Origin of the sequence: Rhodovastum atsumiense (assembly GCF_937425535.1) — a bacterium.
GTDB classification, from domain to species: domain Bacteria; phylum Pseudomonadota; class Alphaproteobacteria; order Acetobacterales; family Acetobacteraceae; genus Rhodovastum; species Rhodovastum atsumiense.
Genome location: NZ_OW485601.1, coordinates 3,551,406 through 3,578,095 on the forward strand (window position 1 = coordinate 3,551,406; position 26,690 = coordinate 3,578,095).

Genomic DNA, 26,690 nt, shown 5'->3' on the forward strand with positions numbered 1-26,690 from the left:
TTGTGGGTGTGCATTTGCCTGGGACGTCCTCTGGAATTGTTCCTGCCCTGGCGGCCGTCATCCGGCGCCTGGCGGTGAGGTGGGGGCGGATCGGGGGGTGGATCGGCAGGAACCCGGCGCGCCGCCGGTTCGCGCCGCTGCCGGCGATGCCGCTGCGCCTGCGCACCCGCCTGACCCTCGGCTTTCTCTCCGTCGCCGCCTTCGTCGCGTTGTGCGGCATGGTGTCGGCGGTGCTGGTCCTGCGCGGCCAGGCGAGCATCGCCACGCTCACCGAAACGATCACGCCGCTGCGCATCGAGGCCATGGAGCTGCAACTGACCGCGCAGCGGCTCAACGTCACCCTGCTGGCGACCCTCGCCGATCGCGGCCGCGACACGCCGCTCGTGGACCAGTACGGCATCGACCTGCCCGGGCTGGAACAGCACGGCGAGGAGAAGCTGGCGGCGCTGCGCCGGCTGGCCGCGCGGGCCGGCATCACCCTGCAGACCGAGGAACCCGCCGCCACGCAGCAGGAGGTGGTGCGGCTGATGCGGCAGATGCTCGAGGCGAACCGGGCCGGCCGGGTCGCGGAGCAGGCGGCGCGCCAGCGCCTGCAGCAGTTCCGCGACGCCGGGCATGCACTGGAGCAGAGCCTGGTGCAGATCGCCACCTCGGCCGAGATCGCCATCATGGAGGCCGAGGCGCAGGCCCGGCGCGGCGTGCGCAGCGGGACGGCGACGGTGGATGGACTGGGGACGCTGATGTCCGTCACCCTTGCCGGAACATTTCCGGTCGAGCGGGCGGCCGACCGGCTGCTGCGCGAACTGGCCGGGCTGAGCGGGCGCGCCGAGCGGTTCCTCGGCTTCCGCTTCCCCGACGGGCTGGATGCGGTCGAGGCGGAGATCCGGCGGGCGCTGTGGACCATGGACGTGCTGGTGCAGCATCTGGCCGCGCAGTTGCGCCCGGAAGACGATCCGGCACGGGTGGCCGCCATCACCACCCAGATGGCGACGCTCAGGGGGGCGCTGCTGGACGGGGACGGCGTGCTCGCGCGCTGGCGCGAGACGCTGGCCCTGCGCCTCGCCCGGTTGCAGGCGCAGCCGCCGCTCTCGGCGGCCACCACCCGCTACGGCGCGGCGCTGGCGCGCATCTCGACCGCGGCCGAGGCGCTGGAAGCCGAGGCGCGCGCCCGGACGGACCGCGACGCGCGGCATGCGCTGATCGGCCTGGCCGTGACCGTACTCGGCGGCAGCCTGCTTGCGGTGATGCTCGGGATGGACTTCGCCCGCCGGATGCTGCAACCGCTTTCCCGCCTGGACGAGGCGGTGCGGGGCCTGGCCGCGGGGCGGCTGCAGCCCGGCGTCGGGACGGAGGGGCGGGGGCTCGACGAGCTCGACAGCATGGCGGCGGCGGTGCTGGAGCGGGTGGCGCACCTGGCGACCCATGACAGCCTGACCGGCCTGCCCAACCGGGCCTTGTTCCGCGAGCATCTGGAGCAGGCCCTGGCCCGGGTCCGGCGCGGCGGCGAGGCGGTCGCGGTGCATTGCCTCGACATCGACCATTTCAAGGAGGTCAACGACACGCTCGGTCATGCCGCGGGCGATGCGCTGCTCGTGCAGGTGGCGGCGCGGCTGGCCGGCTGCATCCGCGAAACCGACCGGCTGGCGCGGCTCGGCGGCGACGAGTTCGCGATCGTGCAATGCGATTCGCGCCAGCCCGCGCACGGCGAGATCCTGGCCCGCCGCATCCTCGCGGCCATGGCCGAGCCGTTCGACCTGGGGGGGCAGGCGGTGGTGGCCGGGGCCAGCCTCGGCATCTCGGTCCGCTCCGGCCAGGATGCGCCCGCCGATGCGGCGGTGTTGCTGCAGGAAGCGGATGTCGCGCTTTACCAGAGCAAGGAATCCGGGCGCGGCGCCTTCCATTTCTTCGAGGCGGACATGAACCGCCGGCTGCGCCAACGCAAGACGCTGGAGGCGGACCTGCGCACGGCGCTGTCCGAGGGGCAGTTCCACCTTGCCTACCAGCCGCAGATCGACCTGTGCTCCGGGGCCCTGGTCGGCGCCGAGGCGTTGATCCGCTGGCAGCACCCGACACGCGGCGAGGTGCGGCCCGACGAGTTCATCCCGATCGCGGAGCAGACGGGGCAGATCTGCCAGATCGGCGAATGGGTGCTGCGCACCGCCTGTGCGCAGGCGGTGGCCTGGCCGGGGCTGGCGCGCATGTCGGTGAACGTCTCGCCCACCCAGTTCCGCCAGGCGGGCTTCCTGGAGGTGGTGGAGGCCATCCTGGCGGAGACCGGGCTCGCGCCGCGGCGACTGGAGCTCGAGGTCACCGAGAGTCTGCTGCTGGTCGACACCGAGGTGACCTTCGCCACGCTGACGCGGCTGCGCGGGCGCGGGGTCTCGATCGCCATGGATGATTTCGGGACCGGTTATTCGAGCCTCGGCTATCTGCGTCGCTTCCCCTTCGACCGGATCAAGATCGACCGATCCTTCGTGCGTGGCCTCGGCAGCGACCCGGAAGCCGCCGCCATCGTCAATGCCGTCATCGGCATGAGCCATTCGCTGCGCATCGGGGTCAATGCCGAGGGCGTCGAGACCGCGGCGCAGGCGAAGCTGCTGCGGGCCGTGGGCTGCGAGGAAGTGCAGGGCTATCTCTATGGCCGGCCGCTGGCGCCGGAGGCCTTCAGCAAGGCGTACCTTGCCGACACCGATGCGGCGGCGCTGCCGGCCGCCTGAGCGCGGCTGCCGCATCGCCTGAGAGCGTGCGGCGGGGCTGTTCCGGCCCGGGTGTCCGGGCAAAGGAATCATCAAAGCCCCTGTTGAAATCTTAATTTATTGAAAATTATCGAGGCGCACGCCGACCGCGGCATGGCCGTGCCCGTTCCGTCGCGCTGGCATTGACGCATTAATATATTAGTGTAGAAGCGATCCTGCGTTGGACAGGGCAGGCCGCCGATCGGGTGGTCTGCCGACGGCGGAAGGGTCGCGCGGATGGGTGTTGCGTGTGATGTCCTGCTGGCTTCCCCGACCGGGGGTGGCGTGGACCGCGCGCCATGCCGTCGCGTGCTTCCGGGCTTCGCCGGCCGCGCGCTCCCCCATCGCCGCATCCGTCCGTGCCGTTCCCCGGCCCCGGCCGGAAACTGGCAGGAATGAACATGTATCAACAGGTCTACGCCCCGATTGCGGGATCGCTCGGGCTCAGCTCGGCGTTCGCGGCCTTGCCTCTGGTGACGATGTTCGTGTTGCTCGGCGGCCTGCGCTGGTCGCCCCATGTGGCCGGGCTGTGCTCGCTGCTGGTCGCGGGCGCGGTCGCCGTCCTGGCCTACGGCATGCCGCTCGACGTCACCCTCAACACCGCCGCCTACGGCGCCGCCTTCTCCATCCTGCCCATCATCCTGATCGTGATCAACGCGATCTGGATCCAGAACATGATGGTGCGATCAGGAAAGTTCGAGGTGCTGCGCCGGACCTTCGGCGTGCTCTCGAACGACCTGCGGGTGCAGGCGATCATCATCGCCTTCTGCTTCGGCGCCCTGCTGGAAGCGCTGGCCGGCGCCGGCACGCCGATCGCCATCGCCGCGGTGATGCTGGTGGCGCTCGGCATGGATCCGCTCAAGGCCGCGGTCTGCGCGCTCGCCGCCGACACCGCCCCGGTCGCCTTCGGCGCGCTGGCGGTGCCCATCACCACGCTGGCCGCCGTCACCGGCGAGCCCTTCGAGCTGCTCGGCGCCATCGTCGGCCGGCAGACCCCGGTGATCTCCGTGTTCGTGCCGCTGGTGCTGGTGTGGATCGTCGACGGCCGGCGCGGCATCCGCCAGGTCTGGCCGGCCGCCCTGGTCAGCGGCCTGTCCTTCGGGATCGCCCAGTTCGTCTGCTCCAACTACATCTCCGTCCAGCTCTCCGACGTGCTCGCCGCCCTGGTCGGCGCCGGCATGCTGGTCGGCTTCCTGCAGGTCTGGCAGCCCGATGAGACGGTGGAAGCGCAGATCCCTCTCCGCCGCGCGCAGCCGGTGGGGGCGGCGGTGGCCAGCGACGCCGAGCTCGCCCGCGCCGACAGCACCGGCGACCGGCTGCTCGCCTTCCTGCCCTATGTCGCCATCATCGTCATCTTCACCCTCGCCCAGATCGGCGCGGTCGACCGGCTGCTGAGCGTGGGCCTGGTGAAATTCCCCTGGCCTGATCTGCATATCCTCAACGGCGCCGGCAAGCCGGTGGGCACCATGCTCGCCCTGCCGCTGCTCTCCGGCACCGCGCCGCTGCTGCTGCTCGCTGGCCTGCTCACCGCTCCCTTCCTCGGGCTTTCCGCCGGCGAGACCTGGCGCGCCTATCGCGAGACGCTGTGGCAGATGCGCTGGATGGTGCCGACGGTGTTCTTCGTGCTCGCGGTCGCCTTCGTGATGAACCTCTCCGGCCAGACCATCACGCTCGGCCGCTGGCTCGCCAATACCGGCCACGCCTTCGCCTTCCTCTCCGGCGCGATCGGCTGGATCGGCGTCGCCATCACCGGATCGGACAATTCCTCCAACGCGCTGTTCGGCGCCATGCAGGTGGCGGCGGCGAAGGAGACCGGGCTGTCGCCCGCCCTGCTCGCCGCGGCCAACAGCGCGGGCGGCGTGCTCGGCAAGATGATCTCGCCGCAGAGCCTCGCCATCGGCGCGGCGGCGGTCGGCATCATCGGCCGCGAGGGCGACATCTTCCGCGCCAGCCTGTTCTGGAGCGTGGTGCTGACGCTGGCGCTCTGCCTGCTGGTCTGGCTCCAGGCCACCCCGGTGCTGTCCTGGATGCTCCCGTAACAACAACAAGAAGAAGGCGGGCCACCTTTGCAACGGGCCGGCCCGAACCTTCCACCCCCACCATTCCCGCTTCCTCACCGACCCACGAAAGGGGCCCCGTCATGGCTTACATGGCCACCAACAAGTCCAAGTACTGCTACACCATCGAGGACATCCCGCTGGTGCCGCTGACCAAGGAATCCAGCACCCGCTTCGTCGCCGCCGGCCCGGCGCTGCTCAGCTTCATCACCAACCCCGCCGGCTGCGTCTTCCCGATGCACAAGCACGAGGCGGTGCAGATCCTGATCATCCTGGAAGGCACCGAGGAACATGTCTGCGGCGACGATACGTTCCTGATGCAGGCCGGCGACGTCTGCGTGCATCCCTCCAATGTCATGCATGGCGGGCGCACCACCACGGGCTTCCGCGGCATCGACATCTTCGTGCCGCCGCGCGAGGATTACCTGCAGTTGATGGCCAAGCACGGACTGCCGATCGTCGGTCCGCAATGACCGTGCCGCCGTCCTGCTGAAGACGGGCCGGGGCCGGCGCAGGCATGCGGCGGCCCCGGTTTCCTGCTGACGACGTTGCCGAGGGATAAGCAAAGTGCCTGCATCGAACTGGGATTTCCACCTGCCAACCCGTGTCCGCTTCGGCTGGGGGCGTGCCGCCGAGGCAGCCGAGGCGCTCAGGGCGCAGGGCGCCACGCGCGTCTTCGTCATGGCGGGCAGGAGCTACCTGAAGCACCAGGGCGGCGCCGAGGCACTGGCGGCCCGGCTCGCCCCGGCCGCCGTGACGCTGTTCGCCGAGACCGAGGAAAACCCCTCGATCGCCACTGTCGACACCGCGGCCCGGCTCTGCGCCCAATCGGGGGCGCAGGCGGTGCTGGCGATCGGCGGCGGCAGCGTGCTGGACGCGGCCAAGGTGGTCGCGTTGCTGCAGAAGAACGAAGGGTCGGTGCGCGACTATCTCGACGGCGTGCGCAAGATCACGGCGAAGGGATTGTTCACCGTCGCGGTGCCGACCACCTCGGGCACGGGCAGTGAAGTGACGCCGTTCTCCGTCATCACCAACCCCGAGAAGCAGTCCAAGCCCGCCATCGCCTGCCCGGAAAACTTCCCCGACCTCGCCATCGTCGATCCGGAACTGACGCTGACCATGCCGCAGCCGGTCGCGGCCTCCACCGGGCTCGACGCACTGACCCAGGTGATCGAGGGCTTCTGGTCGACCCGCGCCACCGACATCTCCCGCGCCCTGGCCTTCCGCGCCATCGTCACCATCTGGCGCAACCTCGAGCGCGCCTGCCAGGACAAGGATCACGACGCCGTCGCCGCCATGGCCTCGGCAAGCTGCATCGGCGGCGTGCAGATGGCGATGGTGGGCAATACCGCGATCCATCCGCTGTCCTACCCGATCACCCTCGACCACGGCGTGCGGCACGGCTTCGCCTGCGCCCTGTTCCTGCCGGCCTTCCTGCGCTTCAACGCCCCCGTGCTCGACAGTGCCTTTGCCGACCTGCTCGGGGTGCTGGGGTTCAGCCGGGCGGAAGCCTTTGCCGATGCGTTGGAAGCGCTGATGCAGCGGCTCGGGGCGCCGACACGGCTCGGCGCCGTGGGGGTCACGGAGGCCATGCTGCCGGCCATTGCCGCCCGCGGCATCGGGCGTTCGACCCCGGCCAATCCCCGGCCGGTCGAGGCGGCGGAGATCGTGACGATCTGCCGGGGGATCCTGTAACGCCGCGGAAAGGAAGGCGAGGGCTCTGCCCTCGACCCGGCAGGGGCCACAAGGCCCCTGCACCCCATAAGCGCTGCGCGGCAAAGGATCGGGTTCCAAGGGCAACGCCCTTGGTGGAGGTCCAGGAGGCAAAGCCTCGTCGCGCGCAGGCGCGCATTCGCACGACGCAGGGTCCGGGGCAGCGCCCCGGCGATCCGGACGCGCGCTTGACTTCGGGTCCCTTATTCCTAGTTTACGCGTGATTTCAGGTCCGATGCGCCACCTATCGCCACTGTTGGAATCGCGATTGTCCCAGAGGTGGTGACATGCCGGCTTCAGGGGGCTTGACGGGTGTGGTGCGCGTGAGAACTGGCAGCGTGAGCGAGGCGCCTCCGCCGAAGCGGCGTGGTCCGCGGTCGGCGCTGGCGGCCGGGGCGGAGGGGGCGGAGCCGATCCGTGGCCGCACCGCCGCTACCGAGGTCTATCGCGTGCTGCGCGGTGAGATCATGTCGATGGCCCGCAAGCCGGGCGAGCCGATCAACGACCGCGAGATCGAGGCGGCGCTGGGCGTCAGCCGCACCCCGATCCGCGAGGCCATCCTGCGCCTGGCCGGGGAGAACCTGGTGGAGGTGCTGCCGCAATCGGGCACCTTCGTTGCCCGCATCCCGCTCGCGACGCTGCCCGAGGCGATCGTGATCCGCCGGGCGCTCGAGGAACTGACGGTGCGGGCGGCCGCCGAGCACGCGACCGAGAGCCAGGTCGCCGGCCTGCAGGCCAGTCTGGCGCGCCAGCGCGAGCATGCGGCGGCCGATGACCCGGTCGGGTTCTACGCTGCCGACGAGGCGTTCCATGCCGCCATCGCCGCGGCGGCGGGCTATCCCACCACCTGGAAGCTGGTGCAGCAGGTGAAGGTGCAGGTGGACCGCTATTGCCATCTGAGCCTGCCCCAGCCCGGCCGCATGGCGCGGCTGCTGAAGGAGCACACGGCGATCGTCAATGCCATCCGCGCGCATGACCCGCTTCAAGCGGTGGCGGCGCTGGATGCGCATCTGAACAACCTGCTCGCGGGGCTGGTGCTGGCGCCGGATTTCGACCGTGGTTATTTCATCGGCGATCCATCCGCGGTCGGGCCGGCCGCGCGCGCGGCAGTCGGCGCAGGCAGGGGAACGGGCAGGCGTAGGGCGGCCACTCCGGCCTGAGAGCTGACGTCCGGCGCGGCCAGGGGGATTGCCGGCACCGGCACCGGCACCGGCAATCCCCCTGGAGTAGCGATGGCGCCGCGTCAGCTTTGGCTGACGTTGACGTTGTTCGTGATGGTGATGGTCGCGGTATTGGTGCTGGGTGCGGGAGAGGGGCTCGGGCTGGGCGACGGCGGAGTCGGCCGATGATGGTGACGATGCCACGGGCGGAACCAACCCCAACCCCACCCCCAGGCGCCGCCGCCGCCACCGCCGCCACATTCGCCGCCGGCGGCTGCCACGAGGTCGAGGTCGCTGTCGTGGAGTTCAATCAACTCTTGCTGCATCGGTGGTTTCCTTTCCTGAGTGCCACGAGGGGCAGTCGGCGGGTCCGTCGCTCCGCCCGGATCCCGTGGCATGCTGCGCATGCCACAGCTCCGAACTGGTTCGGCGCCGTCACCCGGAGCTGCCGGGCAAGCGGAATATTGCAAAGTGGAGCGCTCGGAACTACCGGCCCAAATGGTACCATTGCGGGGCACATGCCGGCACATATTGGCACAATTCGAGATTCAAATGGCAGAAAGCCATTTGATATCAATCAATCCAAGGTGCTATTCACCAAAGCAACGTGACGATGGCGATCATTGCATGGGGTAATATTAGATTTTCGCCTTAATTTCGATAAATACTTTTAACAATATTGGGTCGGAATCGTCTCGTTAACGTGAGTTGCCCGACGGCACCGGGCGGCCTGCGCCTGATGGCGCGCAGGAAGGTCCATTCAGGTGTGGTGCGTCCGAATTCGCAACCAATAGTTAATATTTTCGACGAATACCTGTATCAGAAGTAGTATTTCATGTGGTAGATGCCCGCGCAACGGATCTCACTGTCGGGAAATGATCGATCATTCCCTTCGGTCGCTGAAACGGGGTGCGATGGCAGAGAGTTCATCTTCGGCTCTGGCGGCCTCTGTCCGGGGCGCGCCGCCGCGGTTCGGGGCGGCGGCGGAGCAGCATGAGGGCGATGCCGGCACCAGGGCCACGGGCCGCCATGTACTGCGCGCGCCGTTGCTGGTTGCCGTCGGCTTCGGCCTGATCATCGCCCTTGGCGCCGGATTGCTGGTGGCCCACCTGCGCCATCGTGCCTTCGAGACCAGCAGCCAGGAGCTGCAGCGCCTGTCCCTGGTGCTCGCCGACCAGGCGGAGCGCGCCTTCCAGTCGGTCGAGCTGATGCAGTCGGGCCTGGTCGAGCGGCTGCGGACGGCCGGGGTGGCAACCCCCAGGCAATTCCGCGAGGCCATGACCGGGGAGGCGGTGCATCACGACCTGCAGTACCGCATCCGCGGCCTGCCGCAGATCGACGCCGTCACCGCGATCGACATCGACGGCAACCTGATCAACTTCAGCCGCCACTGGCCGATCCCGAAGGTCAACATTTCGGACCGCGACTATTTCAAGGTGCTTGCGGCCGATCCCTCGCTCATGACGTTCTTCGGCGAACCGGTGTCCAATCGTGGCAGCGGCACCCTGACGCTCTACGTTGCGCGCAAGGTGACCGGGCCGGAGGGGCAGTTCCTCGGCCTGATCCTGGGCGCGGTGGAACTCGCCTATTTCGAGCGGCTGTACGCGACGCTCGCCTTCGGCCCTGACAGCACCATCCTGATGCGCCGCGACGACGGCCGGTTGCTGGCCCGCTTCCCGCCGGTCGATGCCGGCCTCGGCCCGCAATATGCCTCGGCCGATCTGTTCCGGGCGATGCGGGCCACGGGGCAGCGCAGCCGCCTGATCCGCGTCATCAGCCCGGTGGATGGCCGGGAAAGATTGGCTGCCTATCATTTGCTGCAACGCTACCCGCTGGCGGTGGGCACCACCGTGACGGTCCGCGGCGCGCTGGCGGAATGGCGCAAGCAGGCGGGCTACCTGCTCGTGGCCACGCTGCTGCTGGAAGGGGTGGTGCTCGGCATCGGCCTGCTGATGGCGCACCATCTGCAGAGCGAACGGGTCCTGGCCAGGGAGCAGGCGGCCCGGCAGCGGGCCGAGGCCGATGCCCGGCTGGGGGCGGCGCTGCGCAGCATGTCCCAGGGCCTGGGCATGTTCGACGCCGACAGCCGGGTGGTGGTCACCAATGAACGGCTGCGCATGGTCTTCGGCGAGCTGCCCGGCGGGGGCATCGGCATGCATTTCGACGACCTGGTCGATGCCGCGGTGGCCCAGGGCCGGATCAGCCCCCCCATGGGCGAGCAGGTCAAGGCGCAGACCCGGGCCAGCGTCGCCGCCCGCAGGCCGGTGTCCTATGTGCGTGACCAGTTGGACGGGCGCAGCATCGCGGTCTGCCTCTCGCCGCTGGAGGACGGGGGCTGGCTGGTCACCTACGAGGACATCACCGAGCGCCGCCGCGCCGAGGCGCAGATCACCCACATGGCGCATCACGACGCGCTGACCGGCCTGCCCAACCGCGTGCTGTTCCAGAGCCGCTTGCAGGAGGCCCTGGCGCGCGCCCGCCGCGGCGAGAGCTTCGCCGTGCTGTGCCTCGACCTCGATGGCTTCAAGACGGTCAACGACACGCTCGGCCATCCGGCCGGCGACATGCTGCTGCGCGAGGTCACCGGGCGGATGCGCCGGGAAATCCGCGAGACCGACACGCTGGCGCGGCTCGGCGGCGACGAGTTCGCCATCATCCAGACCGGCGCGGCCCAGCCGGAGGCGGCCGTGGCGCTGGCGGAACGGCTGATCGCGCTGCTGGCCGAGCCCTTCGACCTCGACGGCCAGCACGCGGTGGTCGGCACCAGCATCGGCATCGCCCTGTTGCCGCGCGACGGCGAGGATGCCGATACGGCGCTGAAGAATGCCGACCTCGCGCTCTATCGCGCCAAGGGCGACGGACGCGGCACCTTCCGCCTGTTCGAGCCGGCGATGGATGCCGCCATGCAATACCGCCGCACCCTGGAGATGGACCTGCGGCAGGCCCTGGCGGAGCAACAGTTCGAGCTGTTCTACCAGCCGATCATGGAGGCGCGGGTCGCGCAGATCCACAGCTTCGAGGCGCTGCTCCGCTGGCGGCACCCGGGCCGTGGCCTGGTGTCGCCCGTGCATTTCGTTCCGCTGGCCGAGGAGATCGGCCTGATCAGCCCGCTCGGGGCCTGGGTGCTGCGGCAGGCCTGCATCGATGCGATGCAGTGGCCCGGCCATATCCGGGTGGCCGTCAACCTCTCCTCGGTGCAGTTCGTCAAGGGCGACCTGGTGGGCCATGTCCGCGAGGCGCTCGCCGCCTCGGGCCTGCCGCCGCATCGTCTCGAGCTCGAGATCACCGAGACCGTGCTGCTCCATGACACGGTGGCGACGCTCGCGCTGCTGGAACAGTTGAAGGGGCTGGGCATCAGCATCGCGCTGGATGATTTCGGCACCGGCTATTCCTCGCTCAGCTACCTGCGGAAATTTCCCTTCGACCGGGTGAAGATCGACAAATCCTTCGTCGACGACGTGGGGCCGGGCAGCGAGGCGGTCGCCATCATCCAGGCGGTGACCAGCCTGTGCCGGACCCTCGGCATGGCCACCACCGCCGAAGGGGTGGAGACACCGCGGCAGTTGCAGGAACTGCAGGCCAGCGGCTGCACCAACGTGCAAGGCTACCTGTTCAGCCGCCCGGTTCCGGCGGTGGAGCTGCCCGGCCTGTGCCGGAAGCTGGAACAGGCACGCAACATCGCCTGATCGCGCCCGCGTCCATTTGTTGCGAATTCGATTGAAAATCCCGCTGGCCGTCAACGGCGGTGAGGCACGAAGACAGAATTGTGTCGGCACAAGGACATCGCCGGCATGACCGCCTGCGTGCGTGCTGGGGGCGGCGGTGCCGCTGACCTCTGCATCCCCATGGTAGCGCAATGCCTCTGTGGCATATATCAGAGGTGAAACGTCCTGTGGTAACCTCGCGTGAATGGGGCGATCCGACCGAGGCGCGCCATCGCTTGGCACGCAACAACGAGATGGGGTGTGGTGTCGCAGCACGCATTCCGTTACCTGGCGGGGGTCTGCAGACGTTTTGCCGCGTTCGCCGCGACGTTGCGGTGGCGCAGGCCAAATGTTGCCGGGTCGCGGCGGAAAATTGCCCGCCGCGACCCGGCGCGCATGCCGCTGGTCATGGCCATGGGGTTCGGCCTGGTGATCGCCGTCGGCACCGGGGCGCTGGTGATGCATCTGCGCCAGCGCACGCTGCAATTGCGCAGCCAGGAGTTGCAGCGCCTGGCCCTGGTGCTGGCCGACCAGGCGGAGCGGGCGTTCCAGGGGGTCGAGCTGGTGCAGACGGGCCTGATCGAGCGGCTGCGCACCACCGGCGTGGAAACCCCCGGGCAATTCCGCCAGGCCATGACCGGCGAGGCCGCGCATCATGACCTGCAGAGCCGCATCCGTGGCCTGCCGCAGATCAGCGCCCTCGTCGCCTTTGACAGCGACGGGCAGTTGCTCAACCTGACGCGTGCCTGGCCGGTCCCCGCGGGCGCCGTCGCCGGGGTGGGCGATTTCCAGGATTTCATGGCGGCGGTGGAGCCCGCGCGTTTTTTCGCCGAGCCGGTGGCGGCCGATTGCAATGACCATGCGCCGAGCCTCTGCCTCGCCCGCAAGATGGCCGGGCCGGACGGGCACCTGCTCGGCCTGATCTTCGGGGTGGTGGAGCTGGCCTATTTCGAGCGGCTGTACGCGGCCCTGTCCTTCGATCCGGACAGCACCATCCTGCTGATGCGTGACGATGGCAGTTCCCTGGCGCGTTTTCCGCCCATCGATCCCCCCGGGCCCGTGGAGTCCTATTGCACCGGCCGGTTCGGGGCGATGCGGATCGCCGGGCGGCACAGTTGGCAGGGACGTGGCATCAGCCCGCTGGACGGGCAGGACCGGCTGGTCGCCTTCCACCTGGTACAGGACTATCCGCTGGTGGTGGGAACCACCGTGACCGTCGCCGCCGCCCTGCTGGAATGGCGCCGTCAGGCGGCCACGCTGGGGGTGGCGGTGCTGCTGCTGGAAGTCCTGATGCTCGGCACCGGCCTGCTGGCGACGCGGCACCTGCGGCGGCAGCGCAGCGAGGCCGAGGCGCAGGCGGCCTGGCGGCAGGCCGAGGCCGATGCCCGGCTGGGGGCGGCGCTGCGCAGCATGTCGCAGGCGCTGTGCATCTTCGACGCCGACAACCGGGTGGTGATGGCCAACGACCAGATGTGGATGTCCCTCGGCGCTCCGCCCGGCGACAGCGTCGGCCTGCACATCACCGACCTGGTCGACATGGCGGCGGCGCAAGGCAAGATCTCCGTTGCGACCGGCGCGCAGGAGAAGGCGCAGATCCTGGCGTATGTCGCCACGCGCCAGCCGGTTGCCTATGAACGTGACCTGCTGGACGGGACCAGCATCGTGGTCCGCCTGACGCCGCTGGAGAAGGGCGGCTGGCTGGCCACCTGCGAGGACATCACCGAGCGTCGCCGCGCCGAGGCGCGGATCCTGCACCTGGCGCAGCATGACAGCCTGACCGGCCTGCCCAACCGCGTGCTGTTCCACCGCCTGCTGCAGGAAGCGCTGGGGCAGGCCGGCCGCGGCGGCAGCCTGGCCCTGCTCTGCCTCGGGCTCGACGGCTTCAAGCTGGTCAACGACACGCTCGGCCATCCGGCCGGCGACGCGCTGCTGCGGGCGGCGACCGCGCGGCTGCACCGGGAGATGCGCGAGCACGACATCCTCGCACGGCTCGGCGGCGACGAATTCGCCATCATCCAGGCCGGGCCGGTGCAGCCGGACGGGGCCATCGCCCTGGCCGGGCGGCTGGTCGCGCTGCTGGACGAGCCGTTCGACCTCGACGGCCACCAGGCGCTGGTCGGGGTCAGCATCGGCATCACCGTGCTGTCGTGTGCGGACGAGGATGCCGATACGGTGCTCAAGCAGGCCGATCTCGCGATGGACCACGCCAAGGCCCGGGGAGGATCGGGGTTCCGGCTGTTCGAGCCGGGCATGGATGCCGCCATGCAGCACCGCCGGGCGCTGGAGCTGGATTTGCGCCATGCCCTGGAAGCAGGGCAGTTCGAGCTGTTCTACCAGCCGGTCATGGACGTGCTGGCCCCGCGCATCCACGATTTCGAGGCGCTGCTGCGCTGGCGGCATCCGCGGCGCGGCCTGATCCCGCCTGCCGATTTCATCCCCTTTGCCGAGGAGACCGGCCTGATCCGGCGCCTTGGCGCCTGGGCGCTGGGCCAGGCCTGTGCCGAGGCCATGCGCTGGCCGGAGCACATCAAGGTCGCGGTCAACCTGTCTTCCGTGCAGTTCGTCAGCGGCGACCTCGTGCAGCAGGTGCGCAACGCGCTCGCCGCCTCGGGGCTGCCCGCGCACCGGCTGGAACTCGAGATCACCGAGACGGTGCTGATCGAGGATGCCGTGGCGACGCTCGGGCTGCTCGACGAGCTCAAGGGCCTGGGCATCGGCATCGCGCTCGATGATTTCGGCACCGGCTATTCCTCGCTGAGCTACCTGCGGAAATTTCCGGTATCATGTAGCACAAGCCACCGCTGGCCGGTTCGCGTTCTGAGATCGGCTATCTACTCTCGTCCCACTGGTATGCGGAAGGAGAGTGGCGGTGGCCGAGCAGCATGTCATCCGTGTATTGCGTGACAAGCGCTCCGAGTTGGCGGGGCTGGTGAAAGGCCTGGAGCGGGAGCTGGGCGAGCACCGCGCTGCCCTGATGCATCTCGATGTCACCATGCGGCTGTTCGATCCGGAAACCCGGCCCGAGGAGATCGGCCCTCGACAGCGGCGGCGATGCAATGCCTGGTTCCGCCCTGGTGAATGCCTTCGGCTGATCTACGACGTGCTGCGCGATGCGCCGCAGCCGATGACGACGCGCGAGGTGGTCGAGCGGATGACGGAGCTGAAGAGCATTTCGCTCAGCGACGATTGCCAGCACGCCTTGATCCAGAAGACCGTTCTGGCATCGCTCAACCGCGCCAAGGACACGATCGAGCGGGTCGAGACCGCCGGCGTGGTCAGATGGCGGGTACGTCAGGCCGCCCGGGAACGCTGCCAATAGCCGCAGAAGTCGATCGATGGCCGGCCCCGCAAAGCCAGGCGGACCACCCCATGCACCTGCTCGCCGTTGCTGACGCGCCGCGCGTCTTCCCGCCAGGCGGCTTCCTGGGCATAGCGGAGGAGATACGGCCCGGCGATGTGGTGGTGGTGCCCCAGCTCGCTGCGGCGCAGACGGGAAAAATAGGACTCCGCGCCGTTGGTGCAGGCGCCCCCGATGCTATAGCCCTCCTGGTGGTTGACACGCCGCATCGGAAAGTGGGCATGCAGCCTGTTCCAGGCCGGGCTCTCGTCGGCATGCAGCTCGGTGGCTTGGGCGATCCGCTGGGAAATGATCGGCAGCACAGCTTCCTCGGCCGGCACCACCTGCACCAGCGTGGGGCCGCGGCGTTCGCGCATCACCACGACGACCTGGCGCTTGCCCGACTGGTTCTCGGCGAGTCGCCGGTCGACCCGGTTCGCCGCTAGATTGGCTGGCCGGACATGGCCGCCGAAATAGGCGCCGTCGAGCTCGACCTCACGTCCTGCACCGCCGATGCGCAACGCCTTCGTGCTGGACGCCATTGCCTCGCGCATTTTGTGCGCCAGGACGAATGCCGTCTTGTACTGGACATCGAGCTCACGGGAGAGCGCGAGCATGCTGTGGCCCTTGACCTCGTTGCAGAACGCGACGACGGCCAGCAGATAGGTGCGCAACGGCAGCTTGTGGTGCGCAAACAGCGTCCCCGAAGTAATGGAGAAATCGCCGCGGCACGCTTTGCAACGCCAGCGCGGCCGGTCCGGTGATCTCGGGCAGGCGTAGCAGATCATGCAGCCGCAGCCAGGGCAGACCGGCTTGCCGTCGGTTTCAGGCCAGCGGAGGCGCACGAACACGTTCACCACGCCGCTATCCGACATGCGCATGACCTTCGCCGTACTGAGCGAGCGTGCCGCCGCGGAAAGCAGGAAATGTTGCGCCATGGCCAGCCACCTGCAATGATCCCAACCCTTTCCTGCCAGAAGCCCGGCAGGAGTACAAGGCTGATTTCGCTCGTGGCGGCAGCTCCATAATGCCGGAAATTTCCCTTCGACCGGGTCAAGATCGACAAGTCCTTCATCGCCGATGTCAGCCTGCGCGAGGATGCGATCGCTATCATCCGGGCGGTGACCGGGCTGTGCCGGACGCTCGGCATCACCGCCACCGCCGAGGGGGTGGAGACGCCGGAGCAGTTGGAGGAGCTGCGTGCCACCGGCTGCACGCATCTGCAGGGCTACCTGTTCAGCCCGCCGGTGCCGGCGGCGGAGCTGCCCGCGCTGTGGCGCCGGCTGGAAGAAAGCCCCCAGCCTGCCTGATCCGCCGGTCAGTGTCCCGGTTCGGGCGACGCGGCGGCGGCCGCGACCGGCGCGCCCGCTCGCAGGGGCAGGTCGAGCCGCCGGGCGAGGGCGGCGAACACCGCCTCGATCTCGGCGGCGGCGGGGCCGTCCGGCTCGGCCTCCTGGGCGGTGCGCCCGTCGGTCAGGGCGTTCGAGATGGTGGCGCGGCGGCGGATCATGTGCGGCAGGACGATGATGCCGTCCTGCTGCTGCAGCAGGGCGCGCGCCCGCTCGGCGAGGCGGAAGCCCTGCGGCACCAGGTTGAGCACCACCGCGAACGCCACTTTCGCCGCCAGCATCAGGTTGATGGTGGTGGCGGCCGCCTCCAGGTCGAAGCGCTGCGGCTGGGTCACGATCAGCGCGAGGTCGGAGCGCCGCGCCGCCACCAGGGTTTCCGCGTCCGAGCGGGGGGCGGTGTCGATCAGTGCCAGCCCGATGCCGGCCCGCTCGGCCAGCGCCAGGGCGGCGGGCAGGCCGGCACCGGTGGTCCTGACCGAGGAGAATCGCTGCCCGCCGGCCCGGCTCTCGTTCCAGCCATGCACGCTGCCCTGCGGGTCGAGGTCGATCAGGACCACGCCCAGGCCGTGCCGGGCCGCGCAGCCGGCCAGGTTGGCGGTCAGGGTGGATTTGCCGACCCCGCCCTTTTGGCTGATGACCGTCAATGTTTTCAAGGCGCTCACTCCGCCGTGGCCCTGACGGGTTATATAGAGCAATGCCGGCCCGTCTGTTGCCCCGGTACGTCAGCCGGTGGCCACCTGCGCCCCCGCCGCGAGCAGCGCCTCGACGCGGCCGGTGATCTGGGCGATGGTCGCCGGCTTGCCGAGCAGGACGAAGGCGCCGGCCGGGCCTGCGGTGAGGGCGCGGTGCGTGGCCTCGTCGGCGTAGCCGGTGAACAGCAGGGCGGGCAGGCCGGGGCGGCGCCGCCGGGCTTCCTCGATCAGCGCCAGCCCACCCATCCCGGGCATCGAGAGGTCGGAGATCAGCACGTCCACCTTCGCCCCGGTGTCGAGCAGGCGCAGCGCCGCGGCGCCGCCCGGCGCGGTCATCACCCCGAAGCCGGCATCCTCGAGCCCGGCCGCCAGGGTCTCGCGCAGCATGTCCTCGTCGTCGACGATCAGCACGCGGCGTTCCGGCCGCTCCCGGGGGGCGGGGCCGGGCTCGGCCTCGGGCCAGGCCGGCTCGCGTTCGGCCGCCGGCAGCCAGAGCATGACGGTGGTGCCCTGTCCGGGGGTGCTGTCGATCGCCAGAGCGCCGCCCGATTGCCCGGCGAAGCCCTGCGCCATCGACAGGCCGAGCCCGGTGCCTTGCTCCGGCGGCTTGGTGGTGAAGAAGGGCTCGCAGGCGCGCGCCAGCGTCGTCCCCTCCATGCCGCTGCCGGTGTCGATGACGGCGAAGCGCACATAAGTGCCGGCGCCGAGGCCGGCCGGGTGCGTCGCCTCCGGCCCGACCGTCTCGGTCGCGGCGGCGAGGGTGAGGGTGCCGCCCTCGGGCATGGCGTCGCGCGCATTGGTGGCGAGGTTGACCAGCACGGTTTCCAACTGGCCCTTGTCGGCCAGCAGCGCCGGCAGCGCGTGGTTGATGGCGACGCCCACCGTCACGGAGCTGCCGAGCGTGTGCGCGAGCACGTCGCGCAGCCCGCTGAGCAGGGCGGCCGGATCGATCGGCTCGGCCTGCAGCTCGTCGCGGCGGGCGAAGGCGAGCAGGCGGCGGGTGATGGCGGCGCCGCGCTGCGCCGCGTTCAGCAGGGTGCGGGCGAAGCGCCGCACGCTGGCCGGGTCGCCGGCGCGGTGCTCGATCAGCCCGGTGCCGGCCTGCACCGCCTGCAGGATGTTGTTGAAGTCATGCGCGATGCCGCCGGCGAGCCGGCCGAGCGCCTGCAGCCGCTCGGCATGGGCGGCGCGTGCCTGGGCGGCCTCGCGCGCTGCCACCTCCGCGCGCACCCGCGCCGCGAGATCGGTGGTCAGCGCGCGCAGCTCGGCCTCGGCGCGCTTGCGCTCGGTGATGTCGATCACGGTGCAGTGGCTCAGCCGCCGGCCGGCGAGGTCGAAGGGGACCAGCGCCACCAGCACGTCGCGCAGCTCGCCCGCGCGCGTGCGGTGCCGGGTCTCGAACTGGTAGGGCAATCCCCGCAGCGCGGCGTCGCGGCTCACGTGCATGGTCACTTCGTCCATCAGCGCGTCGATGTCGGCGATGTGCATGTGCCGCAGCACGGCGCGGTCGTGGCCGAGCATCCGGGCCGCGGCCTCGTTGCAGTCGATGATGGCGAAGGTCGCCGGGTCCACCACGTAGCTGGGCAGCGGCGCGGTGTCGAACAGCCGGCGGAAGCGTTCCTCGCCCTCGCGCAGCCCGGCCTCGATGCGCTTGCGCGCGGAGATGTCCTGGACCACGCCGATGAAGTGCTGCGGCGTCCCGGCCTGGTCGCGCATCAGCGAGGTCGCCAGGTTGGTCCACAGGATGCTGCCGTCCTTGCAGAGATAGCGCTTCTCCCAGATGACCGAGGCCAGCTCGCCGGCGAGCAGGCGGCGGCGGCCGGCGAGATCCGCCGCGAGGTCGTCCGGATGCGTCGTCTCCGCCACCGTTTTGGCAAGGAGTTCGTCGCGGCGGTAGCCGAGCATGCCGCAGAGGCGGTCATTGGCGCCGATCCAGCGCCCGTCGAGGCCGACCTCGGCGATGCCGACCGCGGCCTGCTCGAACAGCATGCGGAAGCGTTCCTCGCTGCCCCGCAGTGCTGCCTCGGTGGCCTTGACCTGGGTGATGTCGCTCGACACGCCGACGGTGCCGGCCACCCGCCCGTCTTCCATGCGCAGCGGCGCCTTGGCCGAGCGGTAGATGCGGACCGGCTGGCCGGGGGTGTTGAACAGCTCCTCGATCACCTCGGCCCGGCCGGTCTCGATGATGCGCCGGTCGTTGGCCATCAGCGCCGCGGCCTGGTCGGGGGCGTGGTGCCATTCCAGGTCGGTCCGTCCCAGCACCGCGTCCGCGGGCAGGTCGTACACGGCCAGCGCGGCGGGGTTGGCGAACAGGTAGCGGCCGGCGATGTCCTTGGCATAGATCAGGTCGGGCGAGCAATGGCCGATGGCGCGCAGCAATGCCTCGGTCTGGTGCAGCGTTTCCGTCGTGCGGTGCCGGTCGGTGATGTCGAGGTTGATGCCGATGATGCGCAACGGCCGCCCGGCCGGGTCGGTGACCAGGTGGCTCAGGCTGGCGAGCCGGCGGCAGGCGCCGTCATCGGCGCGCCGGATGCGGAATTCCAGAGGCGGGCTCGCGCCGCTTTCCTGCAGGGTGGCCTCGGCGGCCAGGATCAGCGGCCGGTCTTCCGGCTCGATGCAGGCAAGCCATTGCTCGAAGCTCGGCACGGCGGAGGCGGGATCGAGGCCGTGCAGGCGATACTGTCCGGGGGACCAGGTGATGGTCCGGTTGACGAGGTCGAATTCCCAGATGCCGATCCCGGCGGGGTCATGGATGCAGCGGGGATGGGGGAGCGTCGTCGCCGACGGCGCCGGGGACCCCGCCGCAGGGCGGGTGGTTTCGCCGGCCTGGTCTGCCGCCGCCTCCGCCGGGCCCCTGGGGAAGGATGGTTGTTCCACCAGATCGGCCATGTCGAGGTTGCTGGGTTGCATCGTATTTCATTTCGTATCCGAATCTGTTGGCTGTGCCGATCAACACCTCGTGAGCGTCGGGAGCTTGTTCATTGCAGGAAAGGCAAGAATTATTACCGTAATTGCTACCGTCGCGCGAGGGGAATAATCATAACAGTCAAAATCCCGTGAGCGATCGCCGCCTGATGGAATGACGGCGGGCAATATGAGCCTTGTTATTTCTGCACGACGAGAAGCGGCCCGGATAAGTGCCGGGCGGCCGGTCTGAACCATGCCCGGCCGGGCGATCCCGCCCGCCTCCTCCAGGCGATGCTCAGGCTGGTCGCGGCCGATGATCCGCCGTTGCGCCTGCCGCTCGGCAGCGATGCGCTGGCGCGACCTCGCGGTTTCCACCGATCTCGTCCCGGCCGGTCACGGGAGTTGCGGCGCCGGCGCGACGCGGTTACCAGGGCCGCGGCGGCGCATTCCGCCCGGCCAAGGCTGCGAACGGTCATGCATCCATTTCTCATCCGCCCCGTCCTCGGCGCCCTGCTGGTGCTGCTGGCCGGGCCCTGCCTCGCCGCGCCCCGCGCCGGCTGCGGCCCCGATGCCCTCGGGGTCGCGCGCGTCATCGCCATCGGGGGCGGGGAGCGGCTGGCGCTCGGGTTGCAGAGCTACCCGCGCACGCTCGACCTGCACGACCACGAGGTGGTGCTGACCTTCGACGACGGGCCGGCGGCGACGACGCCGCAGGTGCTCGACGCGCTGGCGCGGGAATGCGTGCGGGCGACCTTCTTCCTGATCGGCCGCAACGCCGAGGCGCTGCCCGACCTGGTCCGGCGCGAGGTCGCCGAGGGCCACGGCATCGGCCATCATTCCTACAGCCATCCGGACGCGACGCTGCGCGGGATGACCGAGGCCGCGGCGGAGGCCGACATCACCCGCGGCATCGCCGCGGACGAGCGCGCGGGCTACGGCACCGCCGCCGCCGTGCCGCACACGCCGTTCTTCCGCTTTCCCGGCTTCGCCGACACGCCGGCGCTGCGGGCCTTCCTCGGCGCGCGCGGGATGACCGTGTTCGGCTCGGACCTGTGGGCCTCCGACTGGCGGGTGATGACGCCGGAGGCCGAGCTGGCCCTGGTGATGTCGCGGCTGGAGAAGGCCCGCAAGGGGATCATCCTGTTCCACGACAGCAAGGCTGCGACCGCGCAGATGCTCCCGGCCTTCCTGCGCGCGCTCAAGGCGCGGGGCTACGGGGTCGTGCACATGGTGCCCGGGGCCGGGCCGACGCCGGTGGTGGAGGCGCCGCCCGGCTGGACTTCCACCACCGAGGCGATCATCGCGCGGCTGCACCTGCCGGAGCGGCGTCAGTAAGGCGTCTCCCTGGAACCGACCCCATCGAGGGCGAGGGCGGCGGATCGGCCCGGAGCGGTTCACGATCCCGGCGAGTTGGTATAAGCGCGCCTCAATTCCCCCGGCCGCCGAGGACCCATGATTCGCCTGGACAACATCAGCAAGCAGAACGGCAAGCGACTGGTCTTCGTCGAAGCCTCGGCGGCCCTGCAGAAGGGCGAGAAGATTGGCCTGGTCGGCCCCAACGGCGCGGGCAAGACCACGCTGTTCCGCATGATCACCGGGCAGGAGGAGCCGGACGAGGGCAAGATCCTGGTCGATCGCGGCGTCAGCATCGGCTTCTTCAGCCAGGACGTGGGCGAGATGGCCGGCCGCAGCGCGGTCGCCGAAGTCATGGACGGCGCCGGCGCGGTCAGCGAGGTGGCCGCCGAGCTGGCGGAACTGGAAGCGGCGCTGGCCGACCCGGACCAGGCCGACCGGCTCGATGCCATCCTGGAACGCTTCGGCGAGGTGCAGGCCCGCTTCGAGGAACTCGGCGGCTATGCGCTGGAAGGCAAGGCCCGCGAGGTGCTGGACGGGCTGGGGTTCAGCCAGGAGATGATGGACGGCGATGTCGGCCGGCTGTCCGGCGGCTGGAAGATGCGCGTGGCGCTCGGCCGCATCCTGCTGATGCGTCCCGACGTCATGCTGCTGGACGAGCCGAGCAACCACCTCGACCTGGAAAGCCTGATCTGGCTCGAGCAATTCCTGGCCGGCTTTGACGGCGCCCTGCTCATGACCTCGCACGACCGCGCGTTCATGAACCGGGTCATCAACAAGGTGATCGAGATCGACGGCGGCAGCCTGACCGTCTTTTCCGGCGACTACGATTTCTACGACCAGCAGCGGGCGCTGAACGAGAAGCACCAGCAGGCCCAGTTCGAGCGGCAGCAGGCGATGCTGGCGAAGGAGATCAACTTCATCGAACGCTTCAAGGCGCGCGCCTCGCACGCCGCGCAGGTGCAGAGCCGGGTGAAGAAGCTGGAAAAGATCGACCGGGTCGAGCCGCCGATGCGGCGCCAGTCGGTGGCCTTCGACTTTCCCCCCGCGCCGCGTTCCGGCGAGGACGTGGCCCGGCTGCGCGGCGTGCACAAGCGCTATGGCAACCGGGTGATCTACCAGGGGCTGGACCTGCTGGTGCGGCGGCGGGAACGCTGCTGCGTGCTTGGCGTCAACGGCGCCGGGAAATCGACGCTGCTGAAGCTGGTGGCCGGAGCGACCGAGCCGGACACCGGCACCGTTACCCTCGGGGGCAGTGTGAAGATGGGCTATTTCGCCCAGCACGCCATGGACCTGCTGGATGGCGACAGCACCGTGTTCGAGACGCTGGACGCCGCCTTTCCGCATGCCGGCCAGGGCTCGTTACGCACCCTGGCGGGCGCCTTCGGCTTTTCCGGTGACGAGATCGAAAAGCGCTGCCGCGTGCTCTCGGGCGGCGAGAAGGCGCGGCTGGTGATGGCGCTGATGCTGTACGATCCGCCGAATTTCCTGGTGCTGGACGAACCGACCAACCATCTCGACATCGCCACGAAGGAAATGCTGATCGGGGCGCTCGCGCAGTACGAGGGCACCATGCTGTTCGTCTCGCATGACCGGCATTTCCTGGCCGCGCTGTCCAACCGGGTGCTGGAGCTGACGCCCGAGGGCATCCATCAGTACGACGGCGGCTACACCGAGTACGTGGCGCGGACCGGGCAGGAGGCCCCCGGTCTGCACGCCTGAGCGGTCAATTCCTCCCCGCCATGCCAGCTTCGTGGCGCCCGCCGAGTTCCGCCAGCCGGGGAGGGCTGAATTTCCGCGGCCATCGTTCCAGCAGGTCGATGGTCGCCTCCGGGACGACGCCCTGCCAGCGGCCGGGGGAGATGCGCGGGTCCCGGTTGACCGTCACCAGCAGGTCGGCGACCTGGACCGGGCTGATGTCGCCCGGATCCGCCCGCCGCTGCCAGGCCACGAAGCCTTCGATGAAGGCCGCCAGGGCGTGCCGGCGCAGCTCCTCGCCGACCTGCGCCCGGTGGAACGCATCCCGGGGATGCGGGGCCAGCACGGCGTGCACCGCCCTGACCGGGTGGGAGGCAGGGGCGCCGTTGCGCAGCAGCGCGCCGATGCCCCCGAGGATCGAGACCATCAGCGCCGAACCCTGCAGCCGCCCCAGGGTGAAGCCGAGGCCTTCCAGGTCGCGGATGAAGCGGTCCCCTTCCAGCAGCGCGGCCGCCATGCGGACCGGCGCGCGGCCCGGATCCAGCACGGCGTAGGTGCGGCTGAACTCCTGCAGGCGCGCCGGCAGCCTGTCCCGGTGCCGTGACAGCCAGTGGGCGACCGCCTGGCTTGCCGGGTCGTCGGCCTCCAGGCTGAACAGGTAGTGCGCCCAGAGCCGCTCCGGCGCCGAGGCGCCGGCCTCCGGCAGGCGCGCGAGCCAGGCCTCGACCACCGCCGCGTCGTGGCGGCCGATCCGGTGATGCAGTAGCGCGATGGGGACATGGCGCAGCAGGGCACAGGGCAGCATCGCCACCCCCTCCGCCCCACGCGACAACGCCGTTGCGACCTGGGTGAAGGCATCCGCGGCAAGCCGCCTTGCCGCCTTGCCGCCGTCAGCGGGGGATAAGGTCATCGAGGGCCTTCAGACGGGTGTTCAGCGCGCCAAGGATGGATCCCACGAGGTCCGCGTTGGTGGTCATGATCACCCGGACCTCGATGCGCCGGTCCAGCTCGGCCACGTCCGGCAGGCGCCGGTCCGGCGCGTCCCGCACGGCCGGGCGGGTATCGGCATAGCCGCTGACACCCAGCAAGGCATCGCCCTCCTGGTTGCGCAGCGCGCGCAGGGTGTCGTACTGCGCGCCGACCAGCTTGAACGCCTCGATGGCGCGGCCCGCCGAGAGGTCCCAGTTGTCGGTGAAGTGCCCGCCCCCCGCCGTGAAGGGCGTGATGTCGGTGTGGCCCTCGATATAGACGGCGTTCAACTGGCTTGCCTCGCCCGCTGATCCGCAGCGGTGGTTTTCCTGCGGCGCGGCGGTCGTGTAGCAGGGCAGCACCTCGGCCATGGCGGCGCCGAGCTGCATGATCGTCCGGCGGCCCTCCGGCGTCGGATCGGCGCGCCCGACATCGAACAGCCGGCGCGCGGGCAGCATCAGGGTCCCGAGCGCCGAGTTGACCGTCACGTCGACACCCCCGGCCTGCAGCCTGTCACGGATCCGGTCGAGCAGCCCGGTCCGCGTCCGGTCGGCACTGGCAAGCTGCGAGAGCAGCTTCGTCACGTTGTTGTCGCGCACGAACTGCGCGAAGGTGGCCAGGCGCGCATTGTCCTGCGCGAGCCCCTCGACCCTGGCGGTCAGGCTGGCGTTCTCGGCCTCCAGCGCATGCAGCCGGGCGAGATTCTGCTCGTATTCCGACCTCGGGACCGTGTCCTCGTTCTGCAGGTTGAGCGCCAGGGCCAGCATCAGGATGATGAAGATGAAGACGACGCCGACCATCAGGTCGGCCACCGGCGCGAAGATGTCCTTCTTCTCGTCGTCGTCGGCGCGGCGGGGGAGGGTTGCGAACATCATCGGGCGAAGGCTCCGGCGCGCCGGGCCAGCGCCGCTTCGAACCGATCCGCCGCGGCCTGCACGTTGCCGGCCACTTCGGTGGTTTCCTCGATGCCACAGCGCAACTGGCCGACCGCGGTGGCAAGCTGTCCCTGCACCTCCGCCACCATCCTGTTGCCCTCGGTGCTGATCTCGCGGATGCCGCTCACGAGCTTCTCGAAGGTCCGCTCCAGCGCCTGGTCGGTGGCCTCGAAGCGGCCGCGGTAGGAGTCGAAGGCGTGCCCGGCCGTGCGCGAGGTCTCGCCCATGATCTCCGCCGTGGCGCGGATGCCGTCATGCACCTGCCCGGCGCTTTTCAGCCCCTCGGCGACCTGGCGGGCGGAGGCCTCGACATTGGCCATGATCGACCGCACCGGCTCGGTGGCCTTCTGCACCTGGGTGGCGGCGGCGGCGAAGGTGGTCCCCGCCGTGTTGATGGTTTCCCCGGTCTTCTGCAACTGGCCGACATGGCCGGCCAGCATCCGTTCGAGCTGCTGGAACTGGGTCGCCGCGGCTTCCATGCGCCCGGCCATGCTGCCCGCCGCCTTCTGCAGGCTGCCGCTTGCTTCGCGCGTGGAGCTGGCCAGGACCTCGCCCATGGCCTGGGCCGCGGTGGCCAGTTGCCCGGCCGCGGCCCGGCTGCCATGCACCAACTGGTCGCTGCCCTTGCTCGCGTGGTCGCGGATCTGCCCGGCCAGGAGCTGCAGGCTTTCGAACAGCGGCCGCAGGGCGGCCTCGGACTGCTCGCGCGCCTGCCGCAGCGCCGTCGTGGTGGTCGCCTCGAGCCCGCCCTGCATCGCGGCGATGGTCCGGCCGCTCCTGTCCAGGGCCTCCGTGACCTCGCCGATCCGGTCCAGCAGCCCCGCCAGCCGGTCATCGATGGTCTCGGCCATGCGGGTGGCGGTCCCGGTCATGGCGGCCGTGGCCTGGGCGAGGCCCTGGCCGAACGCCTCGCCGCTCTGGCCGAAGCCGGCCTGGGTGGCGCGGATGGCCTCGGCCGCCTGTTCCAGCCGCTCGGCCATGCGGGCGAGCGCGCCGTCGCCGGAGGTCCACATCCCGCCGCTCATGGCCTCGATCGCGTCGACCACCGGCACCAGGGCCGCGTCGAGCCGCGCCGGCAGGGCGTCGAGCCGGCCGCCGACCACGGCGTTCAGCCGGGCCTCGAAGGCGGTCGCGACGTCGTCGGCCAGGGTCTGCATGCGCGTGCCCTGCGCATGGGATGCGAGCAGCTGGTCCATCAGCAGGACCTCCGGCGTCACCAGGGTGGTCAGCTCCTGGACGTCGGCGGCGAAGTCGGTGACCGCCGCATGCTGGTCCGCCGCCACCCACCGGCCGAAGAACGTCCAGCCGACGAACAGCAGGATGCCGAAGATGGAGGTGATGAACTTGGCGGAGGAGACGCTCAGGATCTGGTTGATGCCGGCCCGCAGCATGACCGCGTCGTCGACGTTTCCCACCTTCATCAACGCGGCCGAGAGCCCGACGAAGGTGAACAGCAGCCCCAGGCACAGGAACACGGTGGCCCAGGTGGTGATCCATTTTTCGTAGCCGTGTCCGCCCAGCCGCTCGGGGACGAACCAGGCCCGCGGGTCGATGGAATTGACGAAGGTGCCGTCGTCGAGCGGGTTCGGCCGCAGTGCCGCGCGGTACTGGCGCCAGGCTGGACTGACCGTGGCGTTTTCGGCGAGATCGCGGGAGATGACGTTCAGGCGCTTGAGGTCACTGTCGCCCGCCGCTACCAGGGCCAGCCGCACCACCCGCCCGGCGGACTCGACCGCTTTTCGGAACACAAGGTGCCGCCACAGGATCCAGCCGCCGGCGGCACCGCACAGCAGGATCATTCCCAGGACGATGACGGTCGCCTTGTCCTTGCTGTCGAACCAGCCAATGATGTCTGTCAGTAATTCCGCAATCCAATGGATCAACGTCATCTCCGATATGGCTGTTCATGCCCAGCAGATCCCAGAAGATCCTTTTGGGTATGGTTTACTATTTACGACAACACGTGGAATTTACCTCCGTGTTGTTCGTAGCAAATGGCGAGGTGACTCGCGATACTAAAGTGATTCTCGATGCAGAAGTAATTTACTGGCCGGTTTATCAATTTAAAGGCGAATTCCTGC

17 protein-coding genes and 1 pseudogene are annotated in these 26,690 nt (G+C 69.7%); 11 read left to right on the top strand and 7 right to left on the bottom strand.

From position 1 onward, the window contains the following. Positions 1-146 precede the first annotated feature (146 nt). The 5 genes from NBY65_RS33820 (at position 147) to NBY65_RS16195 (ending at position 7,665) form a co-directional block, all read left to right on the top strand. Positions 147-2,717, top strand: coding sequence for a putative bifunctional diguanylate cyclase/phosphodiesterase (locus NBY65_RS33820; protein WP_150039309.1), 2,571 nt, complete (start codon positions 147-149; stop codon positions 2,715-2,717). Positions 2,718-3,130: 413 nt separating this feature from the next. Next, positions 3,131-4,774, top strand: coding sequence for an L-lactate permease (locus NBY65_RS16180; RefSeq protein WP_239002668.1), 1,644 nt, complete (start codon positions 3,131-3,133; stop codon positions 4,772-4,774). Positions 4,775-4,875: 101 nt separating this feature from the next. Then, entirely contained in the window at positions 4,876-5,265 is a 390-nt protein-coding gene (locus tag NBY65_RS16185) for an AraC family ligand binding domain-containing protein (RefSeq protein ID WP_150039310.1), read from the top strand. A gap of 94 nt (positions 5,266-5,359) precedes the next feature. Then, positions 5,360-6,487: an iron-containing alcohol dehydrogenase family protein gene (locus NBY65_RS16190; protein WP_162530418.1), complete on the top strand. Its 1,128-nt coding sequence runs from the start codon at positions 5,360-5,362 to the stop codon at positions 6,485-6,487. 356 nt (positions 6,488-6,843) lie between these two features. Then, the gene (locus NBY65_RS16195; protein ID WP_239002669.1) at positions 6,844-7,665 is read left to right on the top strand and encodes a GntR family transcriptional regulator; all 822 of its coding nucleotides are present in this window, start codon (positions 6,844-6,846) and stop codon (positions 7,663-7,665) included. 83 nt (positions 7,666-7,748) lie between these two features. Here the strand turns inward: NBY65_RS16195 and NBY65_RS16200 are convergent, their stop codons facing one another. Then, positions 7,749-7,991: a hypothetical protein gene (locus NBY65_RS16200; protein ID WP_150039313.1), complete on the bottom strand. Its 243-nt coding sequence runs from the start codon at positions 7,989-7,991 to the stop codon at positions 7,749-7,751. A gap of 588 nt (positions 7,992-8,579) precedes the next feature. On the opposite strand from NBY65_RS16200, the gene NBY65_RS16205 reads away from it, so the two are divergent. The 3 genes from NBY65_RS16205 (at position 8,580) to NBY65_RS16215 (ending at position 14,688) form a co-directional block, all read left to right on the top strand. Further along, positions 8,580-11,351 (top strand): bifunctional diguanylate cyclase/phosphodiesterase, encoded by a 2,772-nt coding sequence (locus NBY65_RS16205; protein ID WP_162530419.1) that lies wholly within the window; start codon positions 8,580-8,582, stop codon positions 11,349-11,351. 414 nt (positions 11,352-11,765) lie between these two features. Then, positions 11,766-14,273, top strand: coding sequence for a bifunctional diguanylate cyclase/phosphodiesterase (locus tag NBY65_RS16210; RefSeq protein ID WP_250265682.1), 2,508 nt, complete (start codon positions 11,766-11,768; stop codon positions 14,271-14,273). Next, positions 14,239-14,688: a hypothetical protein gene (locus NBY65_RS16215; protein WP_150045886.1), complete on the top strand. Its 450-nt coding sequence runs from the start codon at positions 14,239-14,241 to the stop codon at positions 14,686-14,688. The genes NBY65_RS16210 and NBY65_RS16215 overlap by 35 nt, the downstream gene beginning before the upstream one ends. Here NBY65_RS16215 and NBY65_RS16220 read toward each other — a convergent pair. Then, a complete protein-coding gene (locus NBY65_RS16220) occupies positions 14,661-15,644 on the bottom strand; it encodes an IS1595 family transposase (protein WP_250265683.1) in 984 nt (327 codons plus the stop codon). The genes NBY65_RS16215 and NBY65_RS16220 overlap by 28 nt on opposite strands. A gap of 105 nt (positions 15,645-15,749) precedes the next feature. Here NBY65_RS16220 and NBY65_RS16225 point away from each other — a divergent pair. Further along, positions 15,750-16,016: pseudogene (locus NBY65_RS16225) on the top strand (EAL domain-containing protein); the annotation flags it as partial. Between the two features lie 8 nt (positions 16,017-16,024). On the opposite strand, the gene NBY65_RS16230 reads toward NBY65_RS16225, so the two are convergent. Further along, positions 16,025-16,708: a nucleotide-binding protein gene (locus tag NBY65_RS16230; protein WP_162530649.1), complete on the bottom strand. Its 684-nt coding sequence runs from the start codon at positions 16,706-16,708 to the stop codon at positions 16,025-16,027. Positions 16,709-16,777: 69 nt separating this feature from the next. Next, positions 16,778-19,657, bottom strand: a complete 2,880-nt coding sequence (locus tag NBY65_RS16235) for a PAS domain-containing hybrid sensor histidine kinase/response regulator (protein WP_150042156.1) — start codon at positions 19,655-19,657, stop codon at positions 16,778-16,780. A 471-nt stretch (positions 19,658-20,128) separates the two neighbouring features. Here NBY65_RS16235 and NBY65_RS16240 point away from each other — a divergent pair, with 471 nt between their 5' ends. Beyond that, positions 20,129-20,989 carry a polysaccharide deacetylase family protein gene (locus NBY65_RS16240; RefSeq protein ID WP_150042155.1) on the top strand — a complete coding sequence of 287 codons (861 nt, stop codon included), beginning with the start codon at positions 20,129-20,131 and terminating at the stop codon, positions 20,987-20,989. A gap of 117 nt (positions 20,990-21,106) precedes the next feature. Then, positions 21,107-22,729 (top strand): ABC-F family ATP-binding cassette domain-containing protein, encoded by a 1,623-nt coding sequence (locus NBY65_RS16245; protein ID WP_150042154.1) that lies wholly within the window; start codon positions 21,107-21,109, stop codon positions 22,727-22,729. Between the two features lie 4 nt (positions 22,730-22,733). Here the strand turns inward: NBY65_RS16245 and NBY65_RS16250 are convergent, their stop codons facing one another. From NBY65_RS16250 to NBY65_RS16260, 3 genes are read right to left on the bottom strand one after another with little or no spacing between them, the layout of a single operon-like run. Further along, a complete protein-coding gene (locus NBY65_RS16250) occupies positions 22,734-23,615 on the bottom strand; it encodes a hypothetical protein (RefSeq protein WP_150042153.1) in 882 nt (293 codons plus the stop codon). Further along, entirely contained in the window at positions 23,596-24,549 is a 954-nt protein-coding gene (locus tag NBY65_RS16255) for an OmpA/MotB family protein (RefSeq protein ID WP_150042152.1), read from the bottom strand. The genes NBY65_RS16250 and NBY65_RS16255 overlap by 20 nt, the downstream gene beginning before the upstream one ends. Next, positions 24,546-26,492, bottom strand: a complete 1,947-nt coding sequence (locus tag NBY65_RS16260) for a hypothetical protein (protein WP_150042151.1) — start codon at positions 26,490-26,492, stop codon at positions 24,546-24,548. Before NBY65_RS16260 ends, NBY65_RS16255 begins: the two co-directional genes overlap by 4 nt. Positions 26,493-26,690: the final 198 nt, after the last annotated feature.